The following is a 25149-nucleotide window of genomic DNA, read 5'->3' as shown; positions in this document are numbered from 1 at the left end:
GCCCTGGAGCCCCTGATGACCGAGACGCAGACCCCTTCCCAGTCCCCCACCGCTGCCGCTGCCGCTGACGAACCCATGCCACTGGCGGACGTCGACCTCGCCGACCTGGACAACTTCACCGACGGGGTCACCCCGTGGCGGATGTTCCACACCCTGCGCCATGAGGACCCGGTGCACTGGCAGCCCGAGGAGGCGCCCAACTCCGGTTTCTGGGCGGTGACCCGGCACGCCGACATCGCCCGGGTCGACCGGGACGCGGAGACCTTCACCTCGACGCGGTTCGTCAACCTCGAAGAGGTCGACGACGACCAGATCAAGAAGCGGGCCTCCATCCTGGAGCTGGACGGTGTACGGCACCGTGCACTGCGCAGCGTGATCCAGCGCCAGTTCGGCGCGGGCGTCATCAACAGCTACGCCGACTTCCTGCGCGGCCTGACCGCCAAGACTCTGGACACGGCCCTGGCCAAGGGCACCTTCGACTTCGTCGCCGATGTCTCCGCGGACTTCCCGATCAACGTCCTGGCCCGGCTGCTCGACGTGCCGCCGGAGGACAACCAGCGGCTCATCGACTGGGGCAACCGCATCATCGGCAACACCGACCCCGACTACGCGGACGTGCTGCTGCACAGCGCGGAGAGCGAGAAGTACCGCGATCTGCCGTTCCGCTCCCCCGCCTCCATCGAAGTCTTCGAGTACGGGCGGGAGTTGGCCCGGCAGCGGCGCGGCGGTGATGGTACGGACCTGGTCTCGCGGCTGGTCAATACGACCCCGCGGGACGGCGTCCCGCTCTCCCCGCAGGACTTCGACAACTACTTCCTGCTCCTGGTCGTGGCCGGCAACGAGACCACCCGGCACACCATCTCCCACTCCATGCTGGCCCTCCTCCAGCACCCCGAGCAGCTGGCCCGCCTCCAGGAGGACCCGTCCCTGATCCCCACGGCGGTCGAGGAGTTCCTGCGCTGGGCCTCCCCCGTCTACCACTTCCGCCGAACGGCGACGCTCGACGTCGAACTCGGCGGCAAGCTGGTCAAGGAGGGCGACAAGGTCGTCATGTGGTTCGCCTCGGGCAACCGCGACGAGGAGGTCTTCGGCAATCCGTACGACTTCGACGTCGCCCGCACCGACAACGACCACGTCACCTTCGGCAAGGGCAGCCCGCACCTGTGCCTGGGCAACCTGCTCGCCCGTACCGAGATCCGCATCATGTTCGAGGAACTGATCCCGAGGATCGCCGACATCAGGCTGGCCGGCGACGTGCCGCGCGTGCGCTCCAACTTCGTCAACGGCATCAAGAAGCTGCCGGTCGAGGTCACGCTCGCCTGATCGACAGGGCGTGGTGGAAGACGTCACGGGGGTCCCACTTCGCCTTGATGCCTTGGAGGCGGCGGTAGTTGTCGCCGAAGTACAGGTCGTGCCACGGGGCTCCGGTGTTCCGGGCGGGGTCGGCGAGGTCGGTGTCCGGGTAGTTGATGAACGCGCCGTCGGCTGGGCCGGGGGCGCCGCCGGTGCCGGCGTACAGGTCCTCGTAGAGCTCGCGCAGCCAGCCGATGTGCCGAGCGTCGTCGCGGGGGTCCTCCCAGCCGTTGACGTAGAACATCTTGATGCTCGCGTCGCGGTGGGGTGTCGCGGTCGCGTCCGGCGCGACGGTGTTGACCTTGCCGCCGTGCGTGTAGAGGCTCACGCTGCCGCCCGGGTGGTCGTAGTCGGACCGGGTGAGGTGATGGTGCAGGGCGTCGATCTGCCGGCCGTTGAAGCGTCGGCGGAGATGGCCCGACTTGACCTTCAGACGGTAGACCGGGCCGGGGTCACCCGGTGAGCCGGCCAGGGCCGCGGCCAGCCAGGGTTGCTTGCGCAGCGTGCGGACCGGCTGGACCGGGACGCCCCGGTTGATCGCGGCGATGTGCTCGTCCAGCATCCGCTCGGCGCCGGACTCGGCGGCCACCTGACCGATCATGAAGACCGTCCCGGACAGGCGGCGGGTGAGAGCGAGTTCGCTGTAGAGGGCGAGGTACGGCGAGTCGGGGGCGCTGTGCTTCTCGGCCCACTCGCCGTGGTTGCGGACCAGCCGGGCGAAGGACGTCTTGTCGAGCTGCTGCCAGTCCCAGGAGACCGAGAAGCTCAGCACACCGGCCGGCGGTGCGGGCAGCAGGGCGGACGGGACGTCGCCGTCGGCTCCGGGGGTGCGGAACCAGTAGCGGGTGACGATGCCGAAGCTGCCACCTCCGCCGCCGGTGTGCGCCCACCACAAGTCCCGGTGCGGATCGGCAAGTTCGCGGGTGGCGACCACACTGCGTGCCCTGCCGTCGCGGCCCACGACGACCACCTCGACCGCGTACAGGTGGTCGACGGACAGGCCCATCAGCCGGGACAGCGGACCGTAGCCACCGCCCAGGACATGTCCGCCGACGCCGACATCGGCGCACCAGCCCGCCGGGACCGTCACGCCCCAGCCCAGATACAGCCGCCGGTACACCTCGCCCAGCAGGGCCCCGGCCTCGACGGAGAAGGCGCGGCGCCCCGGGTCGTACGCGACGCCGTTCATGGCGGACATGTCGACGACCACCTCCACGGCCGGGTCGGCGACGAAGTTCTCGAAGCCATGGCCGCCACTGCGCACCGTGATCCGCCGTCCGCTGTCCACCGCCTGCTGCACGGCCCGTACGACGTGCGCGGTCGTGCCGACCACCCAGACGTGCTCCGGCCTGCCCACGAACCGGCGGTTGTAGCCCCGGGTCGCCAGCGACTGGAACCGCGCATCGCCGGGCCCGACCATGGCCGGTCCTGGCGGCGGAGGGCAGGACACCCCGTCGCCGGCCGCCGCGACCGGCCTCCCGAGCCCGGGCGCCACGACCCCCGCCGTCGTGGCGACCAGGCCGCCGCGCAGTACGTTCCGCCTGCTCAAAGCGCTCATGACGTGTCCTCGTGCCTTCTTCCGGGTCCTCACTTCCTTCGGTTCACGAATCTAGGCGGCGAAGGCGCCGAGGGCAGTCGTCCCAACCCCCCGGTCATGGTGGTGCCGCCCCCCCCTGTCGACCGTCCGCGGGAAATCGCGTGCACGGCAAGCACGGCCCGGAGTACGGTCCCGGGCGTGATCGATGACGATGGCTACTTCGGAGAGAACGTCGCTGCCGACTACGACGAGTCGGAGGCGAGCGAGTTCCGCACTGACGTGGTGGACCGGACGGTCGACCTGTTGGCCGAACTGGCCGGCGACGGCCCGGCACTCGAACTCGGCATCGGCACCGGCCGCATCGCGCTACCGCTGGCCGCCCGCGGTGTCCCGGTGCACGGCATCGACCTGTCCCGCGCCATGGTGGAACGGCTGCGCGCCAAGCCCGGCGGCGACGCGATCGACGTGACGATCGGGGACTTCGCGACAGCACGCGTGGAGAAGACCTTCTCCCTCGCCTATCTGGTCTTCAACACAATCATGAACCTGACGACGCAGGACGCCCAGGTCGACTGCTTCCGCAACGTCGCCGCGCACCTGGCGCCGGGCGGCCGCTTCGTCGTCGAGGTCATGGTGCCGGAACTGCGGAAACTCCCGGCCGGGCAGAAAGCCGTACCGTTCCACATCAGCGACACACGCTGGGCGTTCGACACCTACGACCCCGCCACACAGGCGATGAGTTCGAACTACGTGACCATCGTCGACGGCCGCGCGGAGCACTCGTCCATCCCGTTCCGGTACATCTGGCCGGCCGAGCTGGACCTGATGGCGCGACTCGCCGGTCTGCGGCTGCGCGGCCGGTGGGAGGACTGGACGCGCGCGCCGTTCACGAGCGAGAGCGGCAAGCATGTGTCGGTGTGGGAGAAGCCGGCCGACTGACCGTTCCACATGGCCTGCCGACCGCTCGCAGCCGAGTAGCCGCCTGCCCCCTCCCTACCTATCCCCGTGCGTACGCCGCCCAGTCCACGATCTGCACCGCCGCGCCCGCCGCCTCCATACCCCGGCAGTGGGCGTGGTGCCTGCGGGCGATGCCGTCCAGGTCGAGGTGGGGGCCGAAGGCGGGGTGCGCCGCGAGGCGCTTGGCGTAGGCCCAGAGGTGGGGGTGGCCGGTGATGCGGTGCACCGCTGCGGCGTCCAGGTGGTGGCGGTGCACGGTGTCCAGCTGGACCAGGGTCACCCACAACTCGACGTCGGCGAGGGTCGGTTCGCCGCCCAGCACGTACTCCTGGGAGGCAAGCCGCCGCTCCAGCGCGCCCAGGGCGTCCAGCAGGGTGGTGAGCGCGGTGTCGCGCACCGCCGGGTCGACGTCCGGCTCCCCGGCGCGCTGCGCGGACGCGGTGATGTCCTGCTCACAGAGCCGGCCGATGCCCTCGACGGCCTCCTCGGCGCCGCGCGGGAAGAGGTCCGGGCCGTCGCCGCCGAACCGCCGGGCCAGGTCCCGCAGGATGTCGGGGGCATGGGTGCTCACGATCGTGCCGGACCAGGTGTCGCTGAGCACCGGCGCCGCGGCCGGTCCCGGGTGCTGGTGCGAACTGGCCTCGTACAGCGGGCGCAGCTCCTGGTGCCCACCGTCCGGGGCGTCGGGCACGGCGGGCAGCAGCGTCACCGGGAGGGTGTCGGCGAGGCCGAGCAGGCTGTGGGTGACGGCGATGCGCAGACAGCGCGGACACGACAGGGTCAGGTGGAGGCGGTAGCGGCGGGGCGCGGCGTAGTACCCGCTGCGCGCGTCACAGCCGATCCTGCTCCGGAAGGACGGCACGGCGGTCGGGGATGGGGCGGACATACGTCTCCCTGGGTGCTCGGTCACGGGCATACGACGGCGATGGCGCGCGGCGGCTTCGGCGCGGCCGGAATGCGGTACGTGAGGTGAGGTTCAGGGGCGGGCTGTGGCGCCGCCCGCACCGTGCGGGGAACTTGCCGCACTGCACACACGCTCGAGGTCGATGTGGCGACGGGACGTCAGCAGGGGCTGCAGGGGCAGCGGCCGGACGGCGACACGGACCGTGTCACTGCCGAGGTCCAGCGCGGAGCGGCCCATATTTCCCTACCAATTCACTAGGATTCCCGTAATGGAGTCTCAGGCCGGATCCGAGCCGCGTCAAGAGGGCTGACGAGCAATGAGACGCCGGTCGGGGAATCGGCAGCGGGTGCGGCCGGAGAGTCGGCCGGTGGTAGGGGGTCGGCCGACGGGAGAGAGTCGGCCGGTGGTTCCGTCAGGGGTTCGTCCAGGCCTCGGGGTCGTCCGCGAGGCTCAGGACGTCGTCGGGCAGTTTGGCCGCGGCGACATGGGCCAGCGTGACCTCGCCGAGGATCTTGCGGACGTTGGCGCGGACGGCGATCCAGAGCGGCAGCAGGGACTCCGCGGGGCCGACGTAGGAGAGGTCGGGCGGGCGTACGCCGCGCACCGAGACCAGGGGGCCGTCCGCCACCCGGATCACGTCCGCGATGGGGATCGAGTCGGCCGGGCGGGCGAGCCGGTAGCCACCCTTGCCGCCCCGCTGGCTGACCACGAGGCCGCCCCGGCGCAGGTCGCCGAGGATGCCCTCCAGGAACTTGTGCGGGATGCCCTGCGCCTCGGCGATCGCCTCGGCCTTGAGCGACGTGTCGTCCCCTGCCGCGGCCAGCTCCAACGCCGCCCGCACCGCATAGTCCGCCCTCGCCGAGATCCGCATAGCGAGATTATCCATCACTACCGTGTCGGCACTCACCCGCCGGGCCCTCGCTCAGGCGGGAAGGCTGAACGGGGGGTGCGCGCCGTTGAGGAAGTAGTCCCCGACCTCGCGCAATCGGTGGGCGACCGGCTCGCGCAGGGTGTGGGTGCGGGTGTCGCGCCAGAAGCGGTCCAGGCCGTGCCGGGCGAAGGCGGCGTGCGCGCCGACGGCGTCCAGCGCACGGCTGGTGATCTCCTGCGCGGCCCGGGAGGCGGCGGCCTCGGCCGCGCTCGCCAGGACGGCGATCTCCGCGCACTCCTCGTCGTCGAGGTCGTGCCCCCGTGCAAGGCCCTGCGTGAGGGCGGTCACCGCCTGGTCGGCGAGGGCGGACGCGGCACGTGCGGCGACGGCCAGCTCGCCGAACGCGGTCAGCACGTACGGGTCCTGCGACGGGCCGCCCGGCCAGGGCTGGGGTGAGAAGGGCTGCCAGGGGCTGTGCACCGCCCTTCCGTGCTCCCGGACTTCACCGAGCAGGCCGTCGGCGACACCGAGACAGAACTGGGCGGAGACCAGCCGCGCGGTCGGCACGGCGAGTCCGGCGAAGGGCGAGAGGGCACCGTCGTCCGGGGAGAGCGAGCCGAGTACGTCGTCGGCCGCGACCGGCACGGAGTCGAACCCCACGCTGCCGGCGGCCGCCAGCCGCTGCCCGAAGGTGTCGCCGCCGGCGCCGCTCACGAGGCCCGGGTGAGCGGGGTCGACGAGGACGGCGAGGGGCTCACCGGTGCCGGGCACGGCGGCACGGACCACCAGCCGGTCGGCGACCCCGACTCCGGAGCCGTACCGCTGATGGCCGTCCAGCAGATAGCCGCCCACCGTCGGGGTCAACATGAGCGGCGGTTCGTTCGAGGCGATACCGCCGCCCCAGTACCACTGCCCCGCCGTGAACGCCCGCTCGACCCGGGCGGCACGGTCGGGGGCGGCGAAGAACCGGGCGCCGTAGGACAGGAAGTAGTGACTGCCCAGCAGATGACCCACCGCGCCGTCGGCCGCGGCGACGGTCCGCACGACCGTGTAGGCGGTACGCCAGTCCGCTCCCCCGCCGCCGAGTGCGGCCGGTACGAGCAGCGTCAGGAGCCCCGATTCACGCAGCCGCGCTACCTCGTCGAGCGGAGGCTTGCCGGCCTGCTCGCGCTCGACCGCGTCCGTGGCCAGGTCGTCCGCGAGCTCACGGGCGATGTGCGGCCAGTCGGAGCGCCCGATCACCGCTGCGACCGTCTTGTCGGCCGGTGGTGCAGTTGTCATGACGGACTTCCTTCAAGGCAGAAGACAACGCGGTCCCGGTCTGCCCGGCCGACCCGGTCAGCGTCATCCTCACTCGCTCCACCGACGGGGGTCAACACTTCCCTAGTAATTCGATAGGAAATCTAGGGAATGCGCGTCACCTTGGCTGATTCCCGCTCCACGAAGGGGACCTGAGTCACCGTGCGGGCGGCCGTCGCGTCGCGGAACGGGTGCGTCCACAGCCCCTGCGCCTCCAGCCTCGGCAGCACGCCCTCGCCGAACCAGTACGCCTCCTCCAGGTGCGGATAGCCGGAGAGCACGAACTCGTCGATGCCCAGCCGGTGGTACTCGGCGATCCGCTCGGCGACCTCGTCGTGACTGCCGACCAGCGCCGTGCCCGCGCCTCCCCGCACCAGCCCGATGCCGGCCCACAGGTTCGGGTAGATCTCCAGGTCGTCGGAGCTGCCGCCGTGCAGCGCGAGCATCCGCTGCTGCCCCTCGGACTCGCTCCGGGCGAGTCCGGCCTGTACGGCCCGTACCGTCTCCGTGTCGAACCCGGCCAGCAGCCGCCGCGCCTCGTCCCACGCCTGCTCGGCGGTGTCCCGGGTGATGACGTGCAGCCGGATGCCGAAGCGGACGCTGCGGCCCTCCTTCTCGGCCAGCGCCCGGATCCAGGCGATCTTCTCGGCGACGGCGGCCGGCGGCTCGCCCCAGGTGAGGTAGACGTCGACATGCCGGGCGGCGATCTGTCCGGCGATGGGCGAGGAGCCGCCGAAGTACACCTCGGGCACCGGATCGGGCACCCGGGCCAGCTTCGCGTCCTCGATCTGGAGGTGCTCGCCGACCAGGTCGACGGTACCGCCCTCCCACAGCCCCCGGACGATCTGGAGGAATTCACCGGTACGGCGGTAACGGTCGTCCTTGTCCAGGAAGTCGCCGTAGGCACGCTGCTCGTGGCTCTCCCCGCCCGTCACCACGTTCAGCAGCAGCCGTCCGCCGGTCTGCCGTTGGAAGGTGGACGCCATCTGCGCGGCGAGGGTCGGCGAGACGAAGCCGGGCCGAAAGGCGACCAGGAACTTCAGCCGCTCGGTGTGCTGGGCGACCATCGCCGTGGTCAGCCACGCATCCTCGCACCAGGCTCCGGTGGGCGTCAGCGCGCCCACGAAGCCCAGGTCCTCGGCGGCACGGGCGATCTGGCTGAGGTAGGCGACCGTCGGCGGCCGGTCACGGCCGGACACCGTGGCGGGGGTGCCGTGGCCGCCGCCGACGACATGACGGCTGTCGCCGTTGGTGGGCAGGAACCAGTGGAAGGTGAGGGCCATGGGGGTCTCCGATCGGGGGCGTTCACTCATCGGGGTCGATCAGCGGATGGGGGTCGATCAGCGCATGGGGGTCGTTCAGCGCATGGGGATCGTTCGTCACAACAGTCCGTGCCGGGGCGGCCGGATGCCGCGCAGCACATAGCGGCCGATGTGCTGGACCTTCCAGCGCGCCGGATCGTGCAGGGTGTGGGTGCGGGCGTCGCGCCAATGGCGGTGCAGGCCCAGGGAGTCGAGGGCCGCGCGGGTGCCGGCGACCTCGAAGAGCGCGCTGCCGACCTCCACGGCCGCCTCCGCCGCGGTCACTTTGGCGGCGGCGACCGCGATGGAGGCCTCGGCCGCCGAGTCGTCGGTCAGGTCGGCACGGGCGGCGTCCACGGACCCGGCGGCGGTGGCGAGCAGCGCGTCGGCGGCCCGTACCCGGATCGCCAGCTCACCGAACCGCTGGATCAGGAGGGGGTCCTCGGCGGCGGTCGCGTGTCCTTCACCGACGCTCTCGAACCAGGGTCGGCTCTTGGTGCGGACGAACTCCACGGCCTCGGCGAGTGCTCCCGAGGCGATCCCGGCGTCAATGGCGGCGTGCAGCAACTGGGCCACGGCGCCATGGAGTTGGGGCCCCTCGAAGGTGAGGTGGTGCGGCACCACCCGGTCGGCGGGCACGGGCACCGACTCCAGGCGGACGGTGCCGCTGGCGGTGGTGCGCTGTCCCATGCCGTCCCAGTCGTCGACGACCGTGACGCCGGGCGCGTCGCGCCGTACGTACGCCACGTGCAGCTTGTCGTCGTCGGCGCGGGCGAGGACGGGGATCCAGTCGGCGAACAGGGCGCCGGTGGAGTAGTGCTTGACGCCGTCGAGGACGTACGACCCATCCGGGCGCCGCCGCAGCCGCGTACAGATGTCCTGTACGCGGCTGGTGCCCGCCTCGGACTGGGCGTTGCCGAACCGCTTCCCCGCCAGCACCTCACCGAAGAAGAACTCCCGCTGCTCCCGAGTCCCCTGCCGGCGCAGCACATTGACGTACACGAAGTGGCTCTGCGGGATCTGGGCGAGGCTGGCGTCGGCCGAGGCCAGCAGCTGGAAGATCCCGGCGAGTGTCTCCGTACGGACGTCCGCGCCGCGGAACTCCGCCGGCACCGTCACCCCGAGCAGCCCGGAGGCGGACAGCCGCTGGAGTTCCGGGTGCGGCAGCCGGCGTCGCGCGTCCCGCTCGGCGGCATCCTTGCGGAAGTCGGCGGCCAGTTCGGCGGCGACGGCGAGGGCCTCGGCATCGTCGGCGATCACCGTCGCGGCGCTCATCCGGTGGCCGCCAGCAGGGTCGGCCGGCCACCGAGGGCCAGCGAGAACTGGTCGGTGACGTGGGCGAGGGCCTCGGCCGCGCCCGGTGCGACGGTCAGGGTGCCGTCGTCACCCACGCTGATGTCCTTGTCGAGGGTGAACCAGCCCGGCGTGATGTGGGAGGGGCCCATGGAGTTCAGCACCGGGCGCAGGGCGTAGTCGATGGCCAGAACGTGGGCGGTGCTGCCGCCGGTGGCCAGCGGCAGGACGGTCTTTCCGGCCAGCGCGTACTGCGGGAGCAGGTCGAGCAGTGACTTCAGCAGGCCGGAGTAGGCGGCCTTGTAGACGGGCGTGCCGATCACGATCCCGTCCGCGCGCTCGACCAGCTCGGTGGCCTCGACGATCGCCGGGTGGTTGAACTGCGCGTGGAGCAGGGCCTCGGGCGGGAGCGTGCGGACGTCGAACGGGATCACCTCGTGGCCCTGGGCGGCGAGCCGGTCGTCGAGGTGGCGCAGCAGCCGGGCGGTGCGGGAGGTGGCGGAGGGGCTTCCGGAGACGGACAGGACGGTGGCCATGCGAGGACCTCTCAGGGGAGTGTCGGATGCGGGCATGCTGGGGCCCCGTGACGACAGGGCCCCGGGTCAGGCTCGGGCGGCGAGGGGCTCGGACTCGGCTTCCTGGGCCTCCAGTTCGCGGACGAGCGGCAGCACCCGCTTGCCGAAGTACTCGACCTCCTCCAGGTAGTGCAGGAAGCCGAGGAGGAAGAGGTCGACGCCGAGGCGCTTGAAGGCGACGATCCGCTCGGCGATCTGCTCGGGCGTGCCGATCAGGCCCGTGCGGAAGCCGTCGTTGTACTGGACGAGGTCCTCGAAGTTGGAGTCCTGCCACATGCCCTTGCCGTCGGCGGTGGACCGGCCGGCCTGTTGGACGGCGTCGCGGAAGCCGTGGACGGCCTGCGTGTCGGCCTTGGCGACGATCTCGCGGAGCGTGTCGCGGGCCTCGGCCTCGGCGTCCCGGGCGATGAGGAAGCCGTTGAGGCCGAACTTCGGTGCCCTGCGGCCCACTTGGGCGGCGGACGCGCGGACGTCGGCGATCTGCTCGGTGACGCCGTCGAAGTCCTTGCCGTTGCTGAAGTACCAGTCGGAGACACGGCCCGCCATGGCGCGGGCGGCGGTGGAGTTGCCGCCCTGGAAGATCTCCGGGTGGGGGCACTCGGGGGTGTTCAGCGGCTTGGGCTTGAGGGAGAAGTCGCGCAACCGGTAGAAGTCTCCGGCGAGTTCGGTGTGGTCCTCCGTCCAGATCTGGCGCAGGGCGCGGATGAACTCCTCCGAGCGTCGGATGGGGGTCCCCCCGGTTCGAGCGAAGCCGAGAACTGGGGGAGCTCGTCGTGCTCCAGCCAGGGCTCCCCGAGGGCGGTGAACTCGCCCTTGAACCAGCCGCTGGGTGGCGAGCAGCAGGGCGAGACTGAAGCTGGTCGACTCGTGCTGGAACTCGGCGCCGTAGCCGGCCATGTAGCGGACCTGGCTGAGGGCGTAGTCGAAGCCGTTGTTCTCGGCGAGGACGGCCAGTTCGCGGTTGTAGTCGTAGCCCCAGTCGGTGCGCTGCTCGATGGTGCTGGTGACCAGGCCGCCGCTGACGTTCGGCACCCAGTAGGCGAAGCGGGCGGGGTCGGATCCGGGCGGGACGGGCATGGAGGGCTCCTGGCGGGAATGCGCACGCGAAAGGGCGCGTGCGGCCACAGGGAAATGTGTTCGGTGATCGGGAGTCGGGCGTGCGGGCACGCCGTTCCCGGGAAAGCCGAAATCGCCGAGGGAAACGGCCGGCAGTTGGAATTCACACAGGAAGATCAGCGCGAGTGCGAGGGTTTCCCTCGGGTGCGCTCAGACCCGACAGCGACAGCAGGAGCTGGAGACACGCGCAAGGTCGACATGGCGTCGCCGCGTGAGGTCCTGTCGCTTCATGCCTTCGATCAAAGCAGCGGGGAGTCCGACCGGTCAAGAATGCCCGGATGTGATTCCACATGCTGAGAGTCGGTACTCACCAGGTTGTGACAGGGTTTCCCTTGAACCCGGTGTACGGCGGGCAGCAGTCTCCTGTCGTGCGTATAGAACAGCTCGAATACATCGCCGCCGTCACCCGGTCGGGGTCGCTGCGGCGGGCCGCCGAGGAACTGCATCTGTCCCAGCCCGCGCTCAGCGAGACCGTGCGCAACCTGGAGCGCGAGCTCGGTGTGGATCTGCTGGAGCGCAAGCGGTCCGGGGCGAAGATCAGCGACGAGGGCCGGGAGCTGCTGCCGCACATCATGAGCGTGCTGGACGCGGTCGACCGGCTGCGGGGCGCGGCAGGTGACCAGCACCGCATCAGCCGGATGGTGCGGCTCGGCACGGTCAACACGGCCACCGTGCCGCTGGTCATCCCGACCGTGCGGGAGTTCCGGCCGCGCACCCGGTGACCCAGGTCGAGCTGGTCGGCGCGCAGCAGTCCGAGATCCATCGCGGGCTGCTGGAGGGCGCGTTCGACCTGGGGCTGGTGAACTACCTGGAGGGCGACGACCTGCCGCCCGGCTTCGAGACGACCGAGGTGCTGCGCGGCCGGCCGGTGGTGTGCGTGCGCCCGGACAGTCCGCTGGCGGCCCTGGACGCGGTGGACGCGGACAGCCTGCTGGTCGTGATGCGGTCCGGCTATGTCATGCACCGTTTCCTGCACCGGCTGCTGAGCGGCCGTACGCCCTCCTTCTCGTACTCCACCGACGGCGCCGAGATGGGCAAGCTGATGGTCGCCGAGGGGCTGGGGGCGACGGTGCTGCCCGACTTCAGTGTCCTCGGCGACCCTCCCCCAGCCTTCGGCCGGGGGGACCCCCATTCGCTGCGCTCGCGGCGGGGCGCGATCACCGTACGGCCGCTCGCGGGAGACGCGACCGAGGTGCTGCTGGTCCTGGAGCGCCGCGACTCCGGCTCCGTCCCCCGGGCGGTACGCGATCTGCACGAGCTGTTCGTGCGCAACGCCCGGGCGTGCGGCGCTCCGTCCCGCAGCGAGGGTGCCTGATCAGACCACGGTCACCGGATGGCGCACTACCGCGTCGAACAGATAGCCCTGTGTGTTGGGCACGGAGACGTCCGGCTGGCGGCGGCCTGCGGTGTCGGTGGCGCGGGCCAGGAGGTGGGTGGCGCCGGGTGTCTCGGGCTTCCAGGGGACGGACCAGCGGGTCCAGGTGTCGGCGCGGGGCCGGTCGTGCAGTCGGGCCCTGCGCCAGCTCGCGCCGCCGTCGGTGCTGACGTCGACCCTCGCGACGGCGCCCGCGCCCGACCAGGACCGGCCGTGCAGCACCTGACCCTCCCCCACCGGGAAGGTGGCTCCACTGGCCAGCTCGAAGGCGCTCTTGATCGTCTGCCGGGTGAGCGGCGCGCTGCCCTCCGGCGGGTGGGAGGGGCCGTACAGCCGGTAGAAGGTGGTGTTCCACGGTGAGAACAACGGCTGCGCGGATACCTCGATGTCGCCGACCCACTTGATCGACGAGATCCCCACCCACGAGGGCACCACCACCCGCACCGGATACCCGTGGTCGTACGGCAGCGGCTCGCCGTTCATCTCGTACGCGAGCAGCACGTCGTCCACCGCCTTGGCCAGCGGCAGCGGACGCCGCACCCGGCCGAGGCTCTCCCCGCCGCTGACGAACTCGGCGTCCAGGCCACGCGGCTGCACATCCACGGCGTACGGGGACAGCCCCGCTCTGCGCAGGACATCGGCGAGGCGCACCCCGCGCCAGCGGGCGACGCCGATCGCGCCCAGCGTCCAGGCGGTGCCGGTGACCGTCTCGCCCTGCTGTGTCGTGTAGTGGCTACGGCCGTTTCCGGCGCACTCGACGAACGCGGTCCGGGTGACGGCGGGCAGGGCGCGCAGATCGTCGTATCCGAACTCCACCGGCCTGTCCTCGCCGGGGGTGCCGCGCAGCCCGCTGCCCCACAGCCGCAGTCGCCAGTCGGCGGCGTCCAGGACGGGAGTGGTGGTGTGGTTGCGGACGAAGAACAGCTCGTTCGGGGTGTGGTGGCCGGTGCCGCGCAGGGCCTCCCAGCGGGTCTCGGCGTTGGTACCGCGCTGGATGAACCACTCGGGTGGCAGCGGTTTGACGATCGGGGTGTCGGCGGCGCGGGCCGGAGCCGGCGCGGGGAGCGCGGTCGCGGCCGCCGTGGCGGCGAGCAGAGTGAGCAGCCGACGGCGGCTGACCCCGTCCGCCCTGGCGTCCCCGGCTAGCCACTGGCGCAGCCTGCGACGGTCGTAGGCGGACTCGTCGACGCGGGTCGCGGGACGGGGCGGAGGCACAGCGGATGCGGGCATGACGGGTCCTCGTCGTGAGTGTGGAGGCCGGACATGGTGGGGGACGGCGCGGGCCGAGCGCTGGGGGCATCCACGGACCGGGCCGTCGAATCCAACAGGGCCGATGGGCACGGCTGTTGGAGGATGTGGCGAGGGGGCGCGCGGTGATCAGCCGGGGAACCGACACAGCGCGGCGGCCACGCGGACGAGGTCCACGGTGCGGCGGCGTATCAGAGGTTCCTGCGGTGGCATGGCGCGATGCAAGCACGCGGAGCGTGAGGGTGTCAACGGACCGTCCGTGCCGGGTCGTTCGGGCTCACTCCGGTGCCGCTCCGCGCTCGTCGAGCTGTCGCACGAGCCGGGCCAACGACTCGTGCGGGCTCTGTCCGGCGGTGTCGATCACCAGGTGCTCGCGCTCCCACGGCTCGTAGGCGCGGGCGAGCACCTGTGGCCAGTCGGGCAGGGGCAGTCCGGGGATGTCCACGGACCGCGCCGTCACGCGGTGCCGATGCTCGGCGGGATCCGAGCAGACCACCTCCACCTCGACGGTCACGGCTCCGGCCGCCGAGCCGACGTCACGCCAAGCGTCCCGGGTCACGGCCAGCGGGTTGACCGACTCGGCGATGACAGTCACTCCCTGTCGGAGATGTTCCTCGGCCAGGGCGTATCCGACGACGTAGCCGGCCGACCCGACGGGGTGCCGGGCCAGACCGGAGCGGACGATCGCCTGCTCGATGGTGTCGATCCGCAGGTGGACCGCGCCGATCCGGGTGGCCAGCAACCTCGCCAGAGTCGTCTTGCCGGTGCCGGGCAGTCCGCACAGGACGATGAGCATGCCCGATCCTGCCGGTGCCGCCCGGCCGGCGGCTACTTGTTGGTCCTGGGCAGGCCCGGCGGGTTGATCTCCGACTTGGTCACGGCCTCGTCGGACAGACCCCAGCGCTTCAGCACCTTGGCGTATGTCCCGTTCTCGATGACGTGGTTGAGGGCGTCGGCGAGGGGCTTGGCGAGGCCGCTGTCCTTCTTGGTGGTGGCCGCGATGAGGCCCTGGAGGGTGGCTCCGGCACCGGAGTAGGTGCCGACGACCTCGGTCTTGCCAGTGGTGGCCGCGTGGTAGGCGGCGGTGGGGTTGGGACCGAGGTAGAGGTCGATACGGCCGGACTGGAGGGCGAGATAGGTATCGCTGTCGTTCTGGTAGTACTTGATGTCGACCGGCTTGCGACCGGCCTTCTCGTTCTCCTTGCTCCACTCGATCAGCAGCTTCTCCTGGTTGGTGCCGCTGCCCACGGCGACGGTCCGGCCCGCCACGTCCTTCGGCCCGGTGATCTGCAGGCCGCTGCCCTTCTTCGCCTCGAAGGCCAGGTTGTCCTCGCGGTAGGTGGCGAAGTCGTACTTCTCCTTGCGCTCCTCGGTGACGGTGATGTTGCTGAAGCCGGCGTCGTACTTGGCGCTGTCGAGACCGACGAAGATGTTCTCCCAGGACACCGTGTTGATGTGCGGCTTGAGGCCGAGCACATCGGAGACCAGGTACGCGAGGTCGGGCTCGACGCCGATGACCGTCTTGTTGTCGGTGGCGTAGAAGGTCAGCGGCGCGGCGGAGCCGGACGAGGCGACGAGTTCCAGGGCGCCTCTCTTGCGGATCTTCTCCGGGACCTCGGCGGCTATGGAGTCGACCTTGCCTGTGGTGACGCGGTCCTGGTCGGGACTGATGTTGATCTTCGTCTTGGCGCCCGACGTGGCCGCGACCTCGGTCGTGCCGCCCTCGGTGGGGTTGCTGCAGGCGGCGAGGACGAGGGCGGAGGCGAGTCCGAGCGCGGCTGCGGCGGTGCGGCGGCGGGCGAGGTGAGTGGACACGGTCGTACTCCTTGCGTGCGGAACAGATGCGGAACGGGGGTGAGGGTGGGGAGTTCAGAGGACCTTGGAGAGGAAGGCGCGGGTGCGTTCCTGCTGCGGGTTGTCGAGGACGGCCTTGGGCGATCCCTGCTCCACGACGACTCCGCCGTCCATGAACACCACGGTGTCGGCGACCTCACGGGCGAAGCCGATCTCATGAGTCACGACGATCATGGTGGTGCCGGTACTAGCCAAGTCCTTGATGACGTCGAGGACTTCACCGACCAGTTCCGGGTCGAGCGCCGAGGTGGGCTCGTCGAAGAGCAGCACCTTCGGTTCGAGGGCGAGCGCGCGAGCGATGGCCACGCGCTGCTGCTGGCCGCCGGAGAGCTGGCGCGGGTAGGCGTCGGCCTTGTCGGCGAGGCCGACGCGGTCGAGGAGCCGCCGGGCCGCGTCCTCCGCCGTCTTGCGTGTGCGGCGCAGCGCCGAGACCGGGGCCTCGATCAGGTTCTCCAGGACGGTCAGATGCGGGAAGAGGTTGAAGTTCTGGAAGACGAACCCGATGTTGGTCCGCTGCTTCAGAACGTCCTTCTCCTTCAGCTCGTGCAGCTTGTTCCCGGCGCGGCGGTAGCCGATGAGTTCGCCGTCGATGCTGATCCAGCCACGGTTCACCTTCTCCAGGTGGTTGATGGTCCGCAGCAGCGTGGACTTCCCGGAGCCGGACGGGCCGAGGATCACCGTGACCCCGCCGGCCCGAACCTGGAGGTCGACGCCGCGCAGCACCTCCAGCGGGCCGAAGCTCTTGTGGACGCCGTGGACGTCGACCATGACGGCACTCATGAACTCTCCTTCGTCAGGTGGCGCCGGACGCGCTGGAACGGGGTCGGCGGCAGTGCGCGGTTCGCGCCGCGGGCGTAGCGCCGCTCGACGTAGTACTGGGCGATCGACAGCAGGGAGGTCAGGACGACGTACCAGGCGGTGGCGACCAACAGGAGCGGGATGACCCGGCCGTTGCGGCCGTAGATCACCTGCACCTGGTAGAAGAGCTCGCCGATCGACATGACATAGACCACCGAGGTGCCCTTGAGCAGGCCGATGATCTCGTTGCCGGCCGTGGGCAGGATGGCGCGCATGGCCTGCGGCAGCACGATCCGGCGGATCTGCCGCAGTCGGGGGATGCCCAGCGCCGCGGCCGCCTCCAGCTGCCCGTGGTCGACGGAGAGGACGCCGCCGCGGACGATCTCGGCGGCGTACGCCGCCTGGTGCAGGGTCAGTCCGATGATGGCGGCGCCGATGGTGCCGATGAGGGTGTTGCTGTCGACGGACCAGAACACCGGGCCGAAGGGGATGCCGACGCCCAACTCCCGGTACAGCGCGCTCAGGTTGAACCAAAACACCAGCTGGACGATCATCGGGATGGACCGGAAGATCCAGATGTAGGTCCAGGCGACGGTCGAGAGCACCGGGCTGCGCGACAGCCGCATGAAGGCGATGACGGTGCCGAGGAGGAAGCCGAGGACGGTGGCGTAGGCGGTGAGCTGGAGGGTGACCCATACGGCCTGGACGATCGTCTCGGAGAAGACGTAGTCCCGGAAGACGTTCCACTCCCAGACGGGGTTCGTGGCCAGGCCGTGCGCGAACTGGGCGACCAGCACGACGACGGCGATGCCGGCGGCCCAGCGCGCGTGGTGGCGGGCAGGCACGACCTTCAACTCGGCCGGGTCTTCGGCGAGTTGGATGGCTGGTGGGGTGATGGTGTCGCTGCTCATGGGTCACCTGTGCTCGGGCGGGTTGATCCGCGAGGTCTCGATCGCGGAGGCGGAGGTGCTCCACTTGGCGAGGATCCGGGCGTAGGTGCCGTCCTTGATCAGCACGTTGACGGCGGCCTGGAACGCCTTGGTGAGTTCGGAGCCCTTCTTGAAGGCGAAGCCGACGTCGAGGCGGTGGAACTCGCCGAGGAACGCGGTCTGCGAGGCGGGCTGTGCGGCCTGGTAGCGCAGGCCGTTGATGGTCGACATGATCACGTCGATACGGCCCTGCTGGAGCGCGGTGAGCGTCGCCGCGTTCTCCGAGTAGACCTTCACGTCGTACGGCTTCTTGCCCGCCTTCGCGCACACCCCCTTCTGTGCGCTGAGGGTCGCCTCGAAGGTGGTGCCGGCGCCGGTGCCGATGGTCAGCCCGCACAGCTGGGTGAGGTCGGTGACCTTCGACTTGAGCGTGGTGTTGCCCTTCTTGACCGCGAAGCCCTGGCCGTCGTTGATGTAGGTGACGAAGTCGATGGTCTTGAGGCGCTCGCTCGTGACCCCGAAGTTGCCGGTACCGACGTCGTACTTGCCGCTGCCGAGGGCGGGCAGGATCGTCTCGAAGGAGGCATCCTGGCGCTCAAGCTTCACGCCGAGCACCTTGGCCACGGCGTCGGCGAGGTCGATGTCCTGGCCGGCGGGCGCCTCGTCCGGGCCGTTCGGGTAGTACGCGCCGGGCGGGAAGCCGACCGAGCTGCCGACCCGGAGCGTGCCCGCCTTGCGTACGTCGGCGGGGAGCAGGGCGGCGGCGGAGTCCACCTTGCGTACGGCGGCGACCGGGTCGTCGGTCGGTGCGGGGGATGCCTGGGCGCCCACCGCCGCCGTGCCGTCGGCGTCGCCGGAGCCGCAGGCGGTCAGCGCGAGCAGCGGCAGCAACATGAGGGCGGCGGCGGCGCGCAGGCGTGGTCTGATGCCGTGGACGTTCACAGCTCGGCGGCCTTTCCCGTGGGTGCTTCGGCGGTCAGGTGCTTCTCGAACGGCAGCGGACCGATGGTTTCCGGGTCGGCCTCCGTGTCGAACAGCGGTGTGTAGCCGGTGGCCAGATACAGGCCGCGGGCCTCGGGCTGGCGCGGTCCCGTCGTCAGGTAGACGCGCCGGTAGCCGCGGGCGCCCGCCTCGCGCTCAAGCTCGGCGACGACGCGCCGGGCCAGGCCGCGCCGGCGGTGGGCGGAGTGCGTCCAGATCCGCTTCAGCTCGGCCGTGGTCGCGTCGTACCGGCGGAAGGCGCCGCCCGCGACCGGATCGCCGTGCTCCAGGAGCAGGAGCAGGACGCCGCCGTACGGCGCGGTGAACTCCTCGTCGGGGTAGCGGGCCATCTCGCCGTGGGCGTCCCCGCCGTACCGCGCGGAGTACTCGTCTCCGAGTTCCCGCAGGAGCGGCTCCACCAAGGGGTCGGACACCGGTACTTCCAGGACCGTCAACTCGCCCGGCCTGGCCGGTGGTTGGGCGACGGAGGTCATCCGTTCACCGCCGCGAGGGTCTGCGTGCCGCGGGCGGCCCGCTCGGCGTCGCGCTTGGCGACCTCCTCGCGGACGATCGGGATCACGTACCGGCCGAAGTCGACGGCGTCGCCCAGCAGGTCGTAGCCGCGCGCGGAGAGGATGTCGACGCCGAGGTCGTAGTAGTCGAGCAGCGCCCGGGCGACCGTCTCCGGGGTGCCGACCAGGGCGTTGGAGTTGCCCGCTCCGCCGGTCGCGGCGGCGGTCGGGGTCCACAGGGCACGGTCGTACCTCTCCCCCGCCTCGGCGATGGCGATCAGCCGCTGCGAGCCGGTGTTCTGCGGCTGCGCCTGCCCGTTGTGGCGCTTGGTGATGGCCTCACCCCGCTCCTTGCGGGCCTTGATCGCGCCGACCGTGCGATAGGCCTTCTCCCAGGCCAGCTCCTCCGTCGGTGCGATGATCGGGCGGAAGGCGACCTGGATGCGCGGCACGTCGGTGCGGCCCGCGGCCTTCGCTGCCGCCTTCACCTTCTCGATCTGCTCGGCGGTCTCCGCGAGGGGCTCGCCCCACAGGCAGTAGATGTCGGCCTCGGCGCCGCCCGCGGCGTACGCGGCGGGGGACGAGCCGCCGAACGAGACGTTCGGGCGGGGCTGTTGGACGGGGAAGACGTCGCTGACGAAGTCGTGGAAGCGGTAGTGCTCGCCCTCGTGGTCGAAGGTCTCGTGGGTGGTCCAGATCTTCTTGACGATCCGGATGTACTCGCGGGTGCGGGTGTAGCGCTCGTCCTTGGTGAGGGTGTCGCCCTCGCGGCCCTGCTCGTGGTCGTTGCCGCCGGTGATGAAGTGGACGGTCAGCCGGCCGTCGCTGATCTGGTCGAGGGTGGCGAAGGTCTTGGCGGCGAAGGTGGGGTACGAGACGTTCGGGCGGTGGGCGAGCAGGATCTGGAGGCGGTCCAGCCGGCTCGCGATGTACGCGGCGGCCGGTGCCGGGTCCGGCGATCCGGAACCGTAGGCGAACAGCACCCGGTCCCAGCCGTGGTCCTCGTGCGCCCGGGCGAGCCGGAGCGTGTACTCCTTGTCGAACGCGGCGCCGGAGCGCGGCGTGGTTTCGGAGCCGTCGTTGGTGGCGGCGATGCCGAGGAACTCCACGGGCATGGGCGTGGCCTTTCAGGGGATGCGGCGGCACGCCCGCATGGCTGAACTGACGGGCGTGCAGGCATGAGTGATGGCTCGTCAGAGCAGCGACGAGAGGAAGGGCGAGTCGATACGGGCGTGACGACGCCGGGCGTCGGTGGAAACAGTGCGGCGGCAGCGCGCGTGAAGGGAGAACTCGGCCCGCGACGGGGTCACCGAGGGAGGGAAGGGCCGGTCAGACGGCCCGCTGCCGAGTCAGGCGCAACACGCCGCGGACCACACCCGACAGAAGTCGATGTGATCGCGCGTGACCAAGCGCTGCTGGGCATTCATGCGATTAATTGAGCAGTACATCGCGCTCTTCGTCAAGCAGGGCCCGGATGCCGGACGGGCCCGACCAGCGCCGCCCACGGCGCTGTTGACACATCGATGCCATGGGCACATACGATCGACGGCGGACCGGCTCCGCGATGCGCGGCAGCCTCTCCGGCCGCGTTGAGGGACGCGGCAGCGTGACGACGCCGAGCCCCGGCCGCACCGCACCCGCGCGCAGCGCCCGTACCGCGCCGCCCTGCGGGTGCCACCGGGGTCATCCACGCCTGCGATCCCCTCCCCGGAGAGAGCCTCCCCATGGTCACGCCGCCCCATGTCACACCCACCCCTGCCACGAAGACGCCCCAGGCACCCGAAGCACCCGCCCGCCAAGGCACCGCGGACGCCGACCTGCCGCTGATCGTCGCGCGCCGACACGCCGGCCGGTGGTTGACCGCCGCCCTCACCCTGCTGCTGTTCGCGATGGTGCTCAACTCCGTGGTCCGCAACGAGGCCTTCCAATGGGACGTGGTGGGCCGGTACTTCACCACCACCGCCGTGCTCGACGGGCTGCTGCTCTCCCTGTGGCTGACCGCCGTGGTGATGGTGCTCGGGTTCCTGCTCGGCACGGTGCTCGCAGTGATGCGACTGTCCGCCAACCCGGTGCTGCGCACGCTGAGTTGGGGCTATGTGTGGATCTTCCGGTCCACTCCGCTGCTGGTGCAGCTGCTGTTCTGGTTCAATATCGGCGCGCTGTATCCGACGCTCGGCCTCGGCATCCCGTTCGGACCGCAGTTCCTCACCGTGAAGACGGTCAATCTGCTCGGCCCCACCCTCACCGCCGTCATCGGCCTGACCCTGCACGAGTCCGCCTACGCCGCCGAGGATGGGGGTCCCCCCGCTCGAGCGAATTCGAGAGTGGGGGAGCGCGGCGGCATCCTCTCCGTGGACTCCGGGCAGACCGAGGCCGCCCAGGCGCTCGGGCTCAGCAGACGCCGCACCCTGCGCCGGATCGTCGTCCCGCAGGCGATGCGCTCCATCGTGCCGACCGCCGGGAACATGCTGATCGGCACCCTGAAGGGCACCAGCATCGTCAGTGTGCTGGCCGTGCACGACCTGCTGTACTCGGTTCAGCTGATCTACAACCAGACCTACCAGGTCATCCCGCTGCTGATGGTCGCCACCCTGTGGTACATCGCGGTGACCACGGTGCTGAGCGCGGGCCAGTTCTACATCGAGCGGTACTACGCCCGCGGCAACTCCCGTGCCCTGCCGCCCACTCCGCTGCAGCGGCTGCGCGGCCACCTCACCGCCGTACGCCACCGGCTGAGCGCGGCGACGGCCTCCGACGCCCGCCCGGCGATCGGCGGTGACCGGTGAGCAGCGCACCCTCCACGGCCGTCCTGGTCGTCGTCGGCGCGGGGCCACGAACCACGGGGCTGCTGGAACGCATCGCCGCCAACGCCCCCGAACTGTGGGACGGGACACGGGAGTTGCGCATCCACCTGGTGGACCCGCATCCGCCCGGCCCGGGGCGCGTCTGGCGGCACGAGCAGTCGGCGCTGCTCCGGATGAACTCCATGGCCGAGGACGTCACCATGTTCACCGACGAGTCCTCCACCATCGACGGCCCGGTACGCCCCGGCCCTTCGCTGGCCGAGTGGGCGGCCCAGTTCTCCGGCCTGGGCCCGCGCCACGCCCCGTACGCCGAACCCGCCGCCCCGGAGGTGCTCGCCGAACTGCGCACACTCACCGGGGCCGACTTCGCCAGCCGCCGTGCCCAGAGCGCCTATCTGGACTGGGTGTTCCGCAGGGCGCTGGCCGAGCTGCCGCCCTCGGTGACGGTCGAGTGGCACCGCACCACCGCGACCGCCGTCACCGGCCCGCCGGACGGCCCGCAGCAGGTGCACCTGGCCGACCGCGCGACCCCGCTCACCGCCGACCTGGTGATCCTGGCCCAGGGGCACATCGGCGCCACGCCCGGCGCCGAGCAGCGCGAGCACGCCGGCTTCGCCCGCCGCCACGGCCGCTTCCATCTCCCGCCGGAGTTCTCCGCCGACGCCGACCTCTCCGCCCTGCGGCCCGGCGAACACGTCATCCTGCGGGGCTTCGGGCTCGCCTTCATCGACCTGATGGCCATGCTCACCGAGGGCCGCGGCGGCACCTTCCGCACCGAGGCCGACGGCACCCTCACCTACCTCCCGTCCGGCCGCGAGCCCGTCCTGTACGTCGGATCGCGGCGCGGAGTGCCGTACCACTCCAAGACCCGCTACCGCCTGAAGGGCCCCCGCCCTCCGCTGCCCCGGCACTTCGGCCCCGAGGCGGTCGACGCGCTGCTCGCCGAGGGGCGGCCGCTGGATCTGCGGCGGGATGTGTGGCCGCTGATGGCCAAGGAGATCGGCTTCGGCCACTACCACGAGCTCTTCCACGCCCACCCCGAGCGCACCGTTCTCCCCTGGCCGGACTTCGTCGCCGCATACGACCGTCTGGGCTGGTACGACGACGCCATGGCGGCCCTCGTCGCCGCGGCCGTACCCGATCCGGCGGACCGCCTGGACTTCGAGGCCCTGGATCATCCGCTGGACGGCCTCGCCTTCCCGACACCGGACGCCTTCCAGGATCATCTGCGCGAGCACATCGCCCAGGACGTCGCCCGCCGCGAGGACCCGGAGTTCAGTGCCGATCTCGGGGCGTTCCTCGCCCTGCTCTCCCTCTACGGTCAGCTGCCCCGCCTGGTCGCCGCGGGACGGCTGACCGCGCGGTCCGTCGCCGAGCGGCTCGACGGCTGGTGGCAGGGCTTCTTCAGCTTCCTGGCCTCCGGCCCGCCCGGCTTCCGTCTGCGCGAGCTGCTGGCCCTGTCCCGGGCGGGGATCGTCCACTTCGTGGGCGCCGACGTCCGGATCGGGACCGACGAGAGCACCGGCACCTTCACCGCGACGAGCCCCACCGTCCCCGGGCACACAGTCCACGCGACCGCCCTCATCGAGGCGTATCTGCCGCGCCCCTCCCTCGACCGCACCGAGGACCCCCTCCTGCGGGACCTGCACCGGACCGGCGCGCTCACCGAGGAGGTCATCGCCGACCCCACCCACACCCACCGCTCCGGCCTGCTCGCGGTCTCCTCCGAGGACGGCCAGGTCATCGACCCGTCCCTCGGCGGCCCCCACCCCCGCCGGATCGCCCTCGGCGCTCCCACCAACAGCCGGGCCGTGGCCGCTTTCGCCCGGCCCCGCACCAACGCGCCCGCCTTCCGCCAGAATGACGCGGTGGCGCGTGCGGTTTTGCGCGCCCTTCGCGCCGGGCGCGTGACCTCACGCTTCTCAAATGGCGAGAAGGAAGTGTCCATTATATGAAAAGCCTCTTGGGGTAGCGACAACCTTCTGCCACGATCCCCATCAGCCAGGTAGGAAAACTAGGAAACTGTGGGGTGGGTGGCCATGAGAACGCGCAACCACACAGACCTGTTGTCGCCCCTCCTGACCTCACGTCGCCACATCGACTTCGGCCGTACGGCCAGCGCCATCTGTCGGCTCGTCTGAGTCCCTCCGCGCTACCCGCACGTCCTCCCACACCGCTGCGCCCCCTGCCGTCCCACCGGGACGGCGGGCGAGTGGTGTGCCGGTGCGCACCAGCAGGCTCCACGCAGTCCCCGCCGTACATCCCTGATCACTTTCCCTGATCACCTTTCCCTGAGAGGACACCTCTGTGTCTGCCGCAAGACCGCTCAACACCCTGCGCACCTTCGCCGTCGTAGCGGCGCTTCCCCTGCTGCTGACCGCCTGCGGCTACGGCGCCGAGTCCACCGACAGCGACAAGCAGACCGAGGTCGCGGCGGACGCCAAGAAGCTCTCCGTCGACGAGGTGAACATCGGCTACTTCCCGAACCTGACGCACGCCACCGCCCTGGTGGGCATCCAGGAGGGCCTGCTCCAGAAGGAGCTCGGCGGCACCAAGATCACGCCCTCGACCTTCAACGCCGGCCCTTCGGAGATCGAAGCGCTGAACTCCGGCTCCCTCGACATCGGCTGGATCGGCCCCTCCCCCGCCATCAACGGCTACACCAAGGCGGCGGGCAAGAACCTGCGGATCATCTCCGGTTCAGCCTCGGGCGGCGTGAAGCTGGTCGTCAACCCGGACAAGATCAAGTCCCTGAAGGACGTCAAGGGCAAGAACATCGCCACGCCGCAGCTCGGCAACACCCAGGACGTGGCGCTGCTCAACTGGATCTCCGAGCAGGGCTGGAAGGTCGACGCCGAGAGCGGCAAGGGCGACGTCTCCGTGGTCCGCACCGACAACAAGATCACGCCGGACGCCTACAAGTCCGGCTCGATCGACGGCGCCTGGGTGCCGGAGCCGACCGCGTCCAAGCTGGTCGCCGAGGGCGGCAAGGTGCTGCTGGACGAGGCCGACCTGTGGCCCGACAAGAAGTTCGTGATCACGAACATCATCGTCCGGCAGGACTTCCTGAAGAAGCACCCGGACGTCGTCGAGGCCGTGCTGCGCGGATCGGTGAAGACCAACGAGTGGATCAACGCCAACCCGGACAAGGCCAAGGCGTCGGCCAACGAGGCGCTGAAGGAGCTGTCGGGCAAGGCCCTGCCCGCCGAGGTCATCGACCCGGCCTGGAAGTCGATCACCTTCCTGGACGACCCGCTGGCCGCCACCCTCGGCACCGAGGCCGAGCACGCGGTCAAGGCCGGTCTGCTGGAGGAGCCCGACCTCAAGGGCATCTACGACCTCGCACCACTGAACAAGGTCCTCAAGGCCGACGGCAAGGACGAGGTCGACGACGCCGGTCTCGGCGTCCAGTAACGACCACCGCATCCGACGACTCCCCCAG

The 25149-nt window shown here is 70.8% G+C and carries 22 protein-coding genes and 2 pseudogenes; 7 read left to right on the top strand and 17 right to left on the bottom strand.

Translation table 11 applies throughout. The features are described from left to right. Positions 1 to 15: 15 nt before the first annotated feature. Positions 16 to 1323, top strand: a complete 1308-nt coding sequence (locus BLU79_RS38005) for a cytochrome P450 (protein ID WP_093910569.1) — start codon at positions 16 to 18, stop codon at positions 1321 to 1323. Here BLU79_RS38005 and BLU79_RS38000 read toward each other — a convergent pair. Continuing rightward, positions 1310 to 2911, bottom strand: a complete 1602-nt coding sequence (locus BLU79_RS38000; protein ID WP_093910568.1) for an FAD-binding protein — start codon at positions 2909 to 2911, stop codon at positions 1310 to 1312. The genes BLU79_RS38005 and BLU79_RS38000 overlap by 14 nt on opposite strands. 177 nt (positions 2912 to 3088) lie before the next feature. Here BLU79_RS38000 and BLU79_RS37995 point away from each other — a divergent pair, with 177 nt between their 5' ends. Then, complete coding sequence (locus BLU79_RS37995) at positions 3089 to 3829, top strand: class I SAM-dependent DNA methyltransferase (protein ID WP_093910567.1); 741 nt, start codon at positions 3089 to 3091, stop codon at positions 3827 to 3829. A gap of 58 nt (positions 3830 to 3887) precedes the next feature. Here BLU79_RS37995 and BLU79_RS37990 read toward each other — a convergent pair whose 3' ends face one another. The 8 genes and pseudogenes from BLU79_RS37990 to BLU79_RS50140 all read right to left on the bottom strand — a co-directional run bounded on the left by BLU79_RS37990 (position 3888) and on the right by BLU79_RS50140 (position 11437). After that, positions 3888 to 4733 (bottom strand): glutathione S-transferase C-terminal domain-containing protein, encoded by an 846-nt coding sequence (locus BLU79_RS37990; RefSeq protein WP_093910566.1) that lies wholly within the window; start codon positions 4731 to 4733, stop codon positions 3888 to 3890. 430 nt (positions 4734 to 5163) lie between these two features. Continuing rightward, positions 5164 to 5622 (bottom strand): RrF2 family transcriptional regulator, encoded by a 459-nt coding sequence (locus BLU79_RS37985; RefSeq protein WP_093910565.1) that lies wholly within the window; start codon positions 5620 to 5622, stop codon positions 5164 to 5166. Between the two features lie 51 nt (positions 5623 to 5673). Continuing rightward, the gene (locus BLU79_RS37980) at positions 5674 to 6903 is read right to left on the bottom strand and encodes an acyl-CoA dehydrogenase family protein (RefSeq protein ID WP_093910564.1); all 1230 of its coding nucleotides are present in this window, start codon (positions 6901 to 6903) and stop codon (positions 5674 to 5676) included. 122 nt (positions 6904 to 7025) lie between these two features. Then, a complete protein-coding gene (locus BLU79_RS37975; protein WP_093910563.1) occupies positions 7026 to 8204 on the bottom strand; it encodes an LLM class flavin-dependent oxidoreductase in 1179 nt (392 codons plus the stop codon). Positions 8205 to 8300: 96 nt separating this feature from the next. Beyond that, complete coding sequence (locus tag BLU79_RS37970) at positions 8301 to 9497, bottom strand: SfnB family sulfur acquisition oxidoreductase (protein ID WP_093910562.1); 1197 nt, start codon at positions 9495 to 9497, stop codon at positions 8301 to 8303. Further along, complete coding sequence (gene ssuE, locus BLU79_RS37965; RefSeq protein ID WP_093910561.1) at positions 9494 to 10051, bottom strand: NADPH-dependent FMN reductase; 558 nt, start codon at positions 10049 to 10051, stop codon at positions 9494 to 9496. The genes BLU79_RS37970 and ssuE overlap by 4 nt, the downstream gene beginning before the upstream one ends. Positions 10052 to 10117: 66 nt before the next feature. Then, positions 10118 to 11167: pseudogene (locus BLU79_RS37960) on the bottom strand (LLM class flavin-dependent oxidoreductase). A 189-nt stretch (positions 11168 to 11356) separates the two neighbouring features. Next, positions 11357 to 11437, bottom strand: coding sequence for a putative leader peptide (locus BLU79_RS50140; RefSeq protein WP_351078001.1), 81 nt, complete (start codon positions 11435 to 11437; stop codon positions 11357 to 11359). Between the two features lie 137 nt (positions 11438 to 11574). Between BLU79_RS50140 and BLU79_RS37955 the strand changes: the two are divergent. Then, a pseudogene (locus BLU79_RS37955) lies at positions 11575 to 12521 on the top strand (LysR family transcriptional regulator). On the opposite strand, the gene BLU79_RS37950 reads toward BLU79_RS37955, so the two are convergent. The 8 genes from BLU79_RS37950 to BLU79_RS37915 form a co-directional block, all read right to left on the bottom strand. Next, on the bottom strand, positions 12522 to 13811 hold the full coding sequence (locus tag BLU79_RS37950) for a sulfite oxidase (protein WP_093910560.1): 1290 nt from the start codon (positions 13809 to 13811) through the stop codon (positions 12522 to 12524). A 295-nt stretch (positions 13812 to 14106) separates the two neighbouring features. Then, positions 14107 to 14625: a P-loop nucleotide/nucleoside kinase family protein gene (locus BLU79_RS37945; protein ID WP_093910559.1), complete on the bottom strand. Its 519-nt coding sequence runs from the start codon at positions 14623 to 14625 to the stop codon at positions 14107 to 14109. Positions 14626 to 14657: 32 nt separating this feature from the next. Beyond that, on the bottom strand, positions 14658 to 15644 hold the full coding sequence (locus BLU79_RS37940) for an ABC transporter substrate-binding protein (protein WP_093910558.1): 987 nt from the start codon (positions 15642 to 15644) through the stop codon (positions 14658 to 14660). A gap of 54 nt (positions 15645 to 15698) precedes the next feature. After that, on the bottom strand, positions 15699 to 16463 hold the full coding sequence (locus BLU79_RS37935; protein WP_093910557.1) for an amino acid ABC transporter ATP-binding protein: 765 nt from the start codon (positions 16461 to 16463) through the stop codon (positions 15699 to 15701). Then, a complete protein-coding gene (locus tag BLU79_RS37930) occupies positions 16460 to 17392 on the bottom strand; it encodes an amino acid ABC transporter permease (RefSeq protein WP_093910556.1) in 933 nt (310 codons plus the stop codon). The genes BLU79_RS37935 and BLU79_RS37930 overlap by 4 nt, the downstream gene beginning before the upstream one ends. A 3-nt stretch (positions 17393 to 17395) precedes the next feature. Continuing rightward, positions 17396 to 18304: an ABC transporter substrate-binding protein gene (locus BLU79_RS37925; RefSeq protein ID WP_093910608.1), complete on the bottom strand. Its 909-nt coding sequence runs from the start codon at positions 18302 to 18304 to the stop codon at positions 17396 to 17398. Positions 18305 to 18348: 44 nt separating this feature from the next. After that, positions 18349 to 18885: a GNAT family N-acetyltransferase gene (locus BLU79_RS37920; protein ID WP_093910555.1), complete on the bottom strand. Its 537-nt coding sequence runs from the start codon at positions 18883 to 18885 to the stop codon at positions 18349 to 18351. Next, complete coding sequence (locus BLU79_RS37915; protein WP_093910554.1) at positions 18882 to 20018, bottom strand: LLM class flavin-dependent oxidoreductase; 1137 nt, start codon at positions 20016 to 20018, stop codon at positions 18882 to 18884. Before BLU79_RS37915 ends, BLU79_RS37920 begins: the two co-directional genes overlap by 4 nt. Positions 20019 to 20627: 609 nt before the next feature. Between BLU79_RS37915 and BLU79_RS37910 the strand changes: the two genes are divergently transcribed. The 4 genes from BLU79_RS37910 (at position 20628) to BLU79_RS37900 (ending at position 25121) form a co-directional block, all read left to right on the top strand. Further along, a complete protein-coding gene (locus tag BLU79_RS37910; protein WP_093910553.1) occupies positions 20628 to 21689 on the top strand; it encodes an amino acid ABC transporter permease in 1062 nt (353 codons plus the stop codon). Then, positions 21686 to 23662 carry an FAD/NAD(P)-binding protein gene (locus tag BLU79_RS37905; protein ID WP_093910552.1) on the top strand — a complete coding sequence of 659 codons (1977 nt, stop codon included), beginning with the start codon at positions 21686 to 21688 and terminating at the stop codon, positions 23660 to 23662. Before BLU79_RS37910 ends, BLU79_RS37905 begins: the two co-directional genes overlap by 4 nt. Before the next feature lie 84 nt (positions 23663 to 23746). Then, positions 23747 to 23848 (top strand): putative leader peptide, encoded by a 102-nt coding sequence (locus BLU79_RS50135; RefSeq protein WP_368858099.1) that lies wholly within the window; start codon positions 23747 to 23749, stop codon positions 23846 to 23848. Between the two features lie 166 nt (positions 23849 to 24014). Beyond that, entirely contained in the window at positions 24015 to 25121 is a 1107-nt protein-coding gene (locus BLU79_RS37900) for an ABC transporter substrate-binding protein (RefSeq protein WP_093910551.1), read from the top strand. Positions 25122 to 25149 lie beyond the last annotated feature (28 nt).

This window comes from Streptomyces sp. cf386, from assembly GCF_900103585.1.
Classification (GTDB): domain Bacteria; phylum Actinomycetota; class Actinomycetes; order Streptomycetales; family Streptomycetaceae; genus Streptomyces.
The sequence above is the reverse complement of the archived record's forward strand: the minus strand, read 5'-3'. Positions and strand labels throughout refer to the sequence as shown.

What these genes read in the sequence shown, in the direction of transcription:
- BLU79_RS38005 (WP_093910569.1), top strand. Translation starts at nt 16, where the DNA reads ATGACCGAGACGCAGACCCCTTCCCAGTCCCCCACCGCTGCCGCTGCC.
- BLU79_RS38000 (WP_093910568.1), bottom strand. Translation starts at nt 2,911, where the DNA reads ATGAGCGCTTTGAGCAGGCGGAACGTACTGCGCGGCGGCCTGGTCGCC.
- BLU79_RS37990 (WP_093910566.1), bottom strand. Translation starts at nt 4,733, where the DNA reads ATGTCCGCCCCATCCCCGACCGCCGTGCCGTCCTTCCGGAGCAGGATC.
- BLU79_RS37985 (WP_093910565.1), bottom strand. Translation starts at nt 5,622, where the DNA reads ATGCGGATCTCGGCGAGGGCGGACTATGCGGTGCGGGCGGCGTTGGAG.
- BLU79_RS37980 (WP_093910564.1), bottom strand. Translation starts at nt 6,903, where the DNA reads ATGACAACTGCACCACCGGCCGACAAGACGGTCGCAGCGGTGATCGGG.
- BLU79_RS37975 (WP_093910563.1), bottom strand. Translation starts at nt 8,204, where the DNA reads ATGGCCCTCACCTTCCACTGGTTCCTGCCCACCAACGGCGACAGCCGT.
- BLU79_RS37970 (WP_093910562.1), bottom strand. Translation starts at nt 9,497, where the DNA reads ATGAGCGCCGCGACGGTGATCGCCGACGATGCCGAGGCCCTCGCCGTC.
- ssuE (WP_093910561.1), bottom strand. Translation starts at nt 10,051, where the DNA reads ATGGCCACCGTCCTGTCCGTCTCCGGAAGCCCCTCCGCCACCTCCCGC.
- BLU79_RS50140 (WP_351078001.1), bottom strand. Translation starts at nt 11,437, where the DNA reads ATGAAGCGACAGGACCTCACGCGGCGACGCCATGTCGACCTTGCGCGT.
- BLU79_RS37950 (WP_093910560.1), bottom strand. Translation starts at nt 13,811, where the DNA reads ATGCCCGCATCCGCTGTGCCTCCGCCCCGTCCCGCGACCCGCGTCGAC.
- BLU79_RS37945 (WP_093910559.1), bottom strand. Translation starts at nt 14,625, where the DNA reads ATGCTCATCGTCCTGTGCGGACTGCCCGGCACCGGCAAGACGACTCTG.
- BLU79_RS37935 (WP_093910557.1), bottom strand. Translation starts at nt 16,463, where the DNA reads ATGAGTGCCGTCATGGTCGACGTCCACGGCGTCCACAAGAGCTTCGGC.
- BLU79_RS37930 (WP_093910556.1), bottom strand. Translation starts at nt 17,392, where the DNA reads ATGAGCAGCGACACCATCACCCCACCAGCCATCCAACTCGCCGAAGAC.
- BLU79_RS37925 (WP_093910608.1), bottom strand. Translation starts at nt 18,304, where the DNA reads ATGTTGCTGCCGCTGCTCGCGCTGACCGCCTGCGGCTCCGGCGACGCC.
- BLU79_RS37920 (WP_093910555.1), bottom strand. Translation starts at nt 18,885, where the DNA reads ATGACCTCCGTCGCCCAACCACCGGCCAGGCCGGGCGAGTTGACGGTC.
- BLU79_RS37915 (WP_093910554.1), bottom strand. Translation starts at nt 20,018, where the DNA reads ATGCCCGTGGAGTTCCTCGGCATCGCCGCCACCAACGACGGCTCCGAA.
- BLU79_RS37910 (WP_093910553.1), top strand. Translation starts at nt 20,628, where the DNA reads ATGGTCACGCCGCCCCATGTCACACCCACCCCTGCCACGAAGACGCCC.
- BLU79_RS50135 (WP_368858099.1), top strand. Translation starts at nt 23,747, where the DNA reads ATGAGAACGCGCAACCACACAGACCTGTTGTCGCCCCTCCTGACCTCA.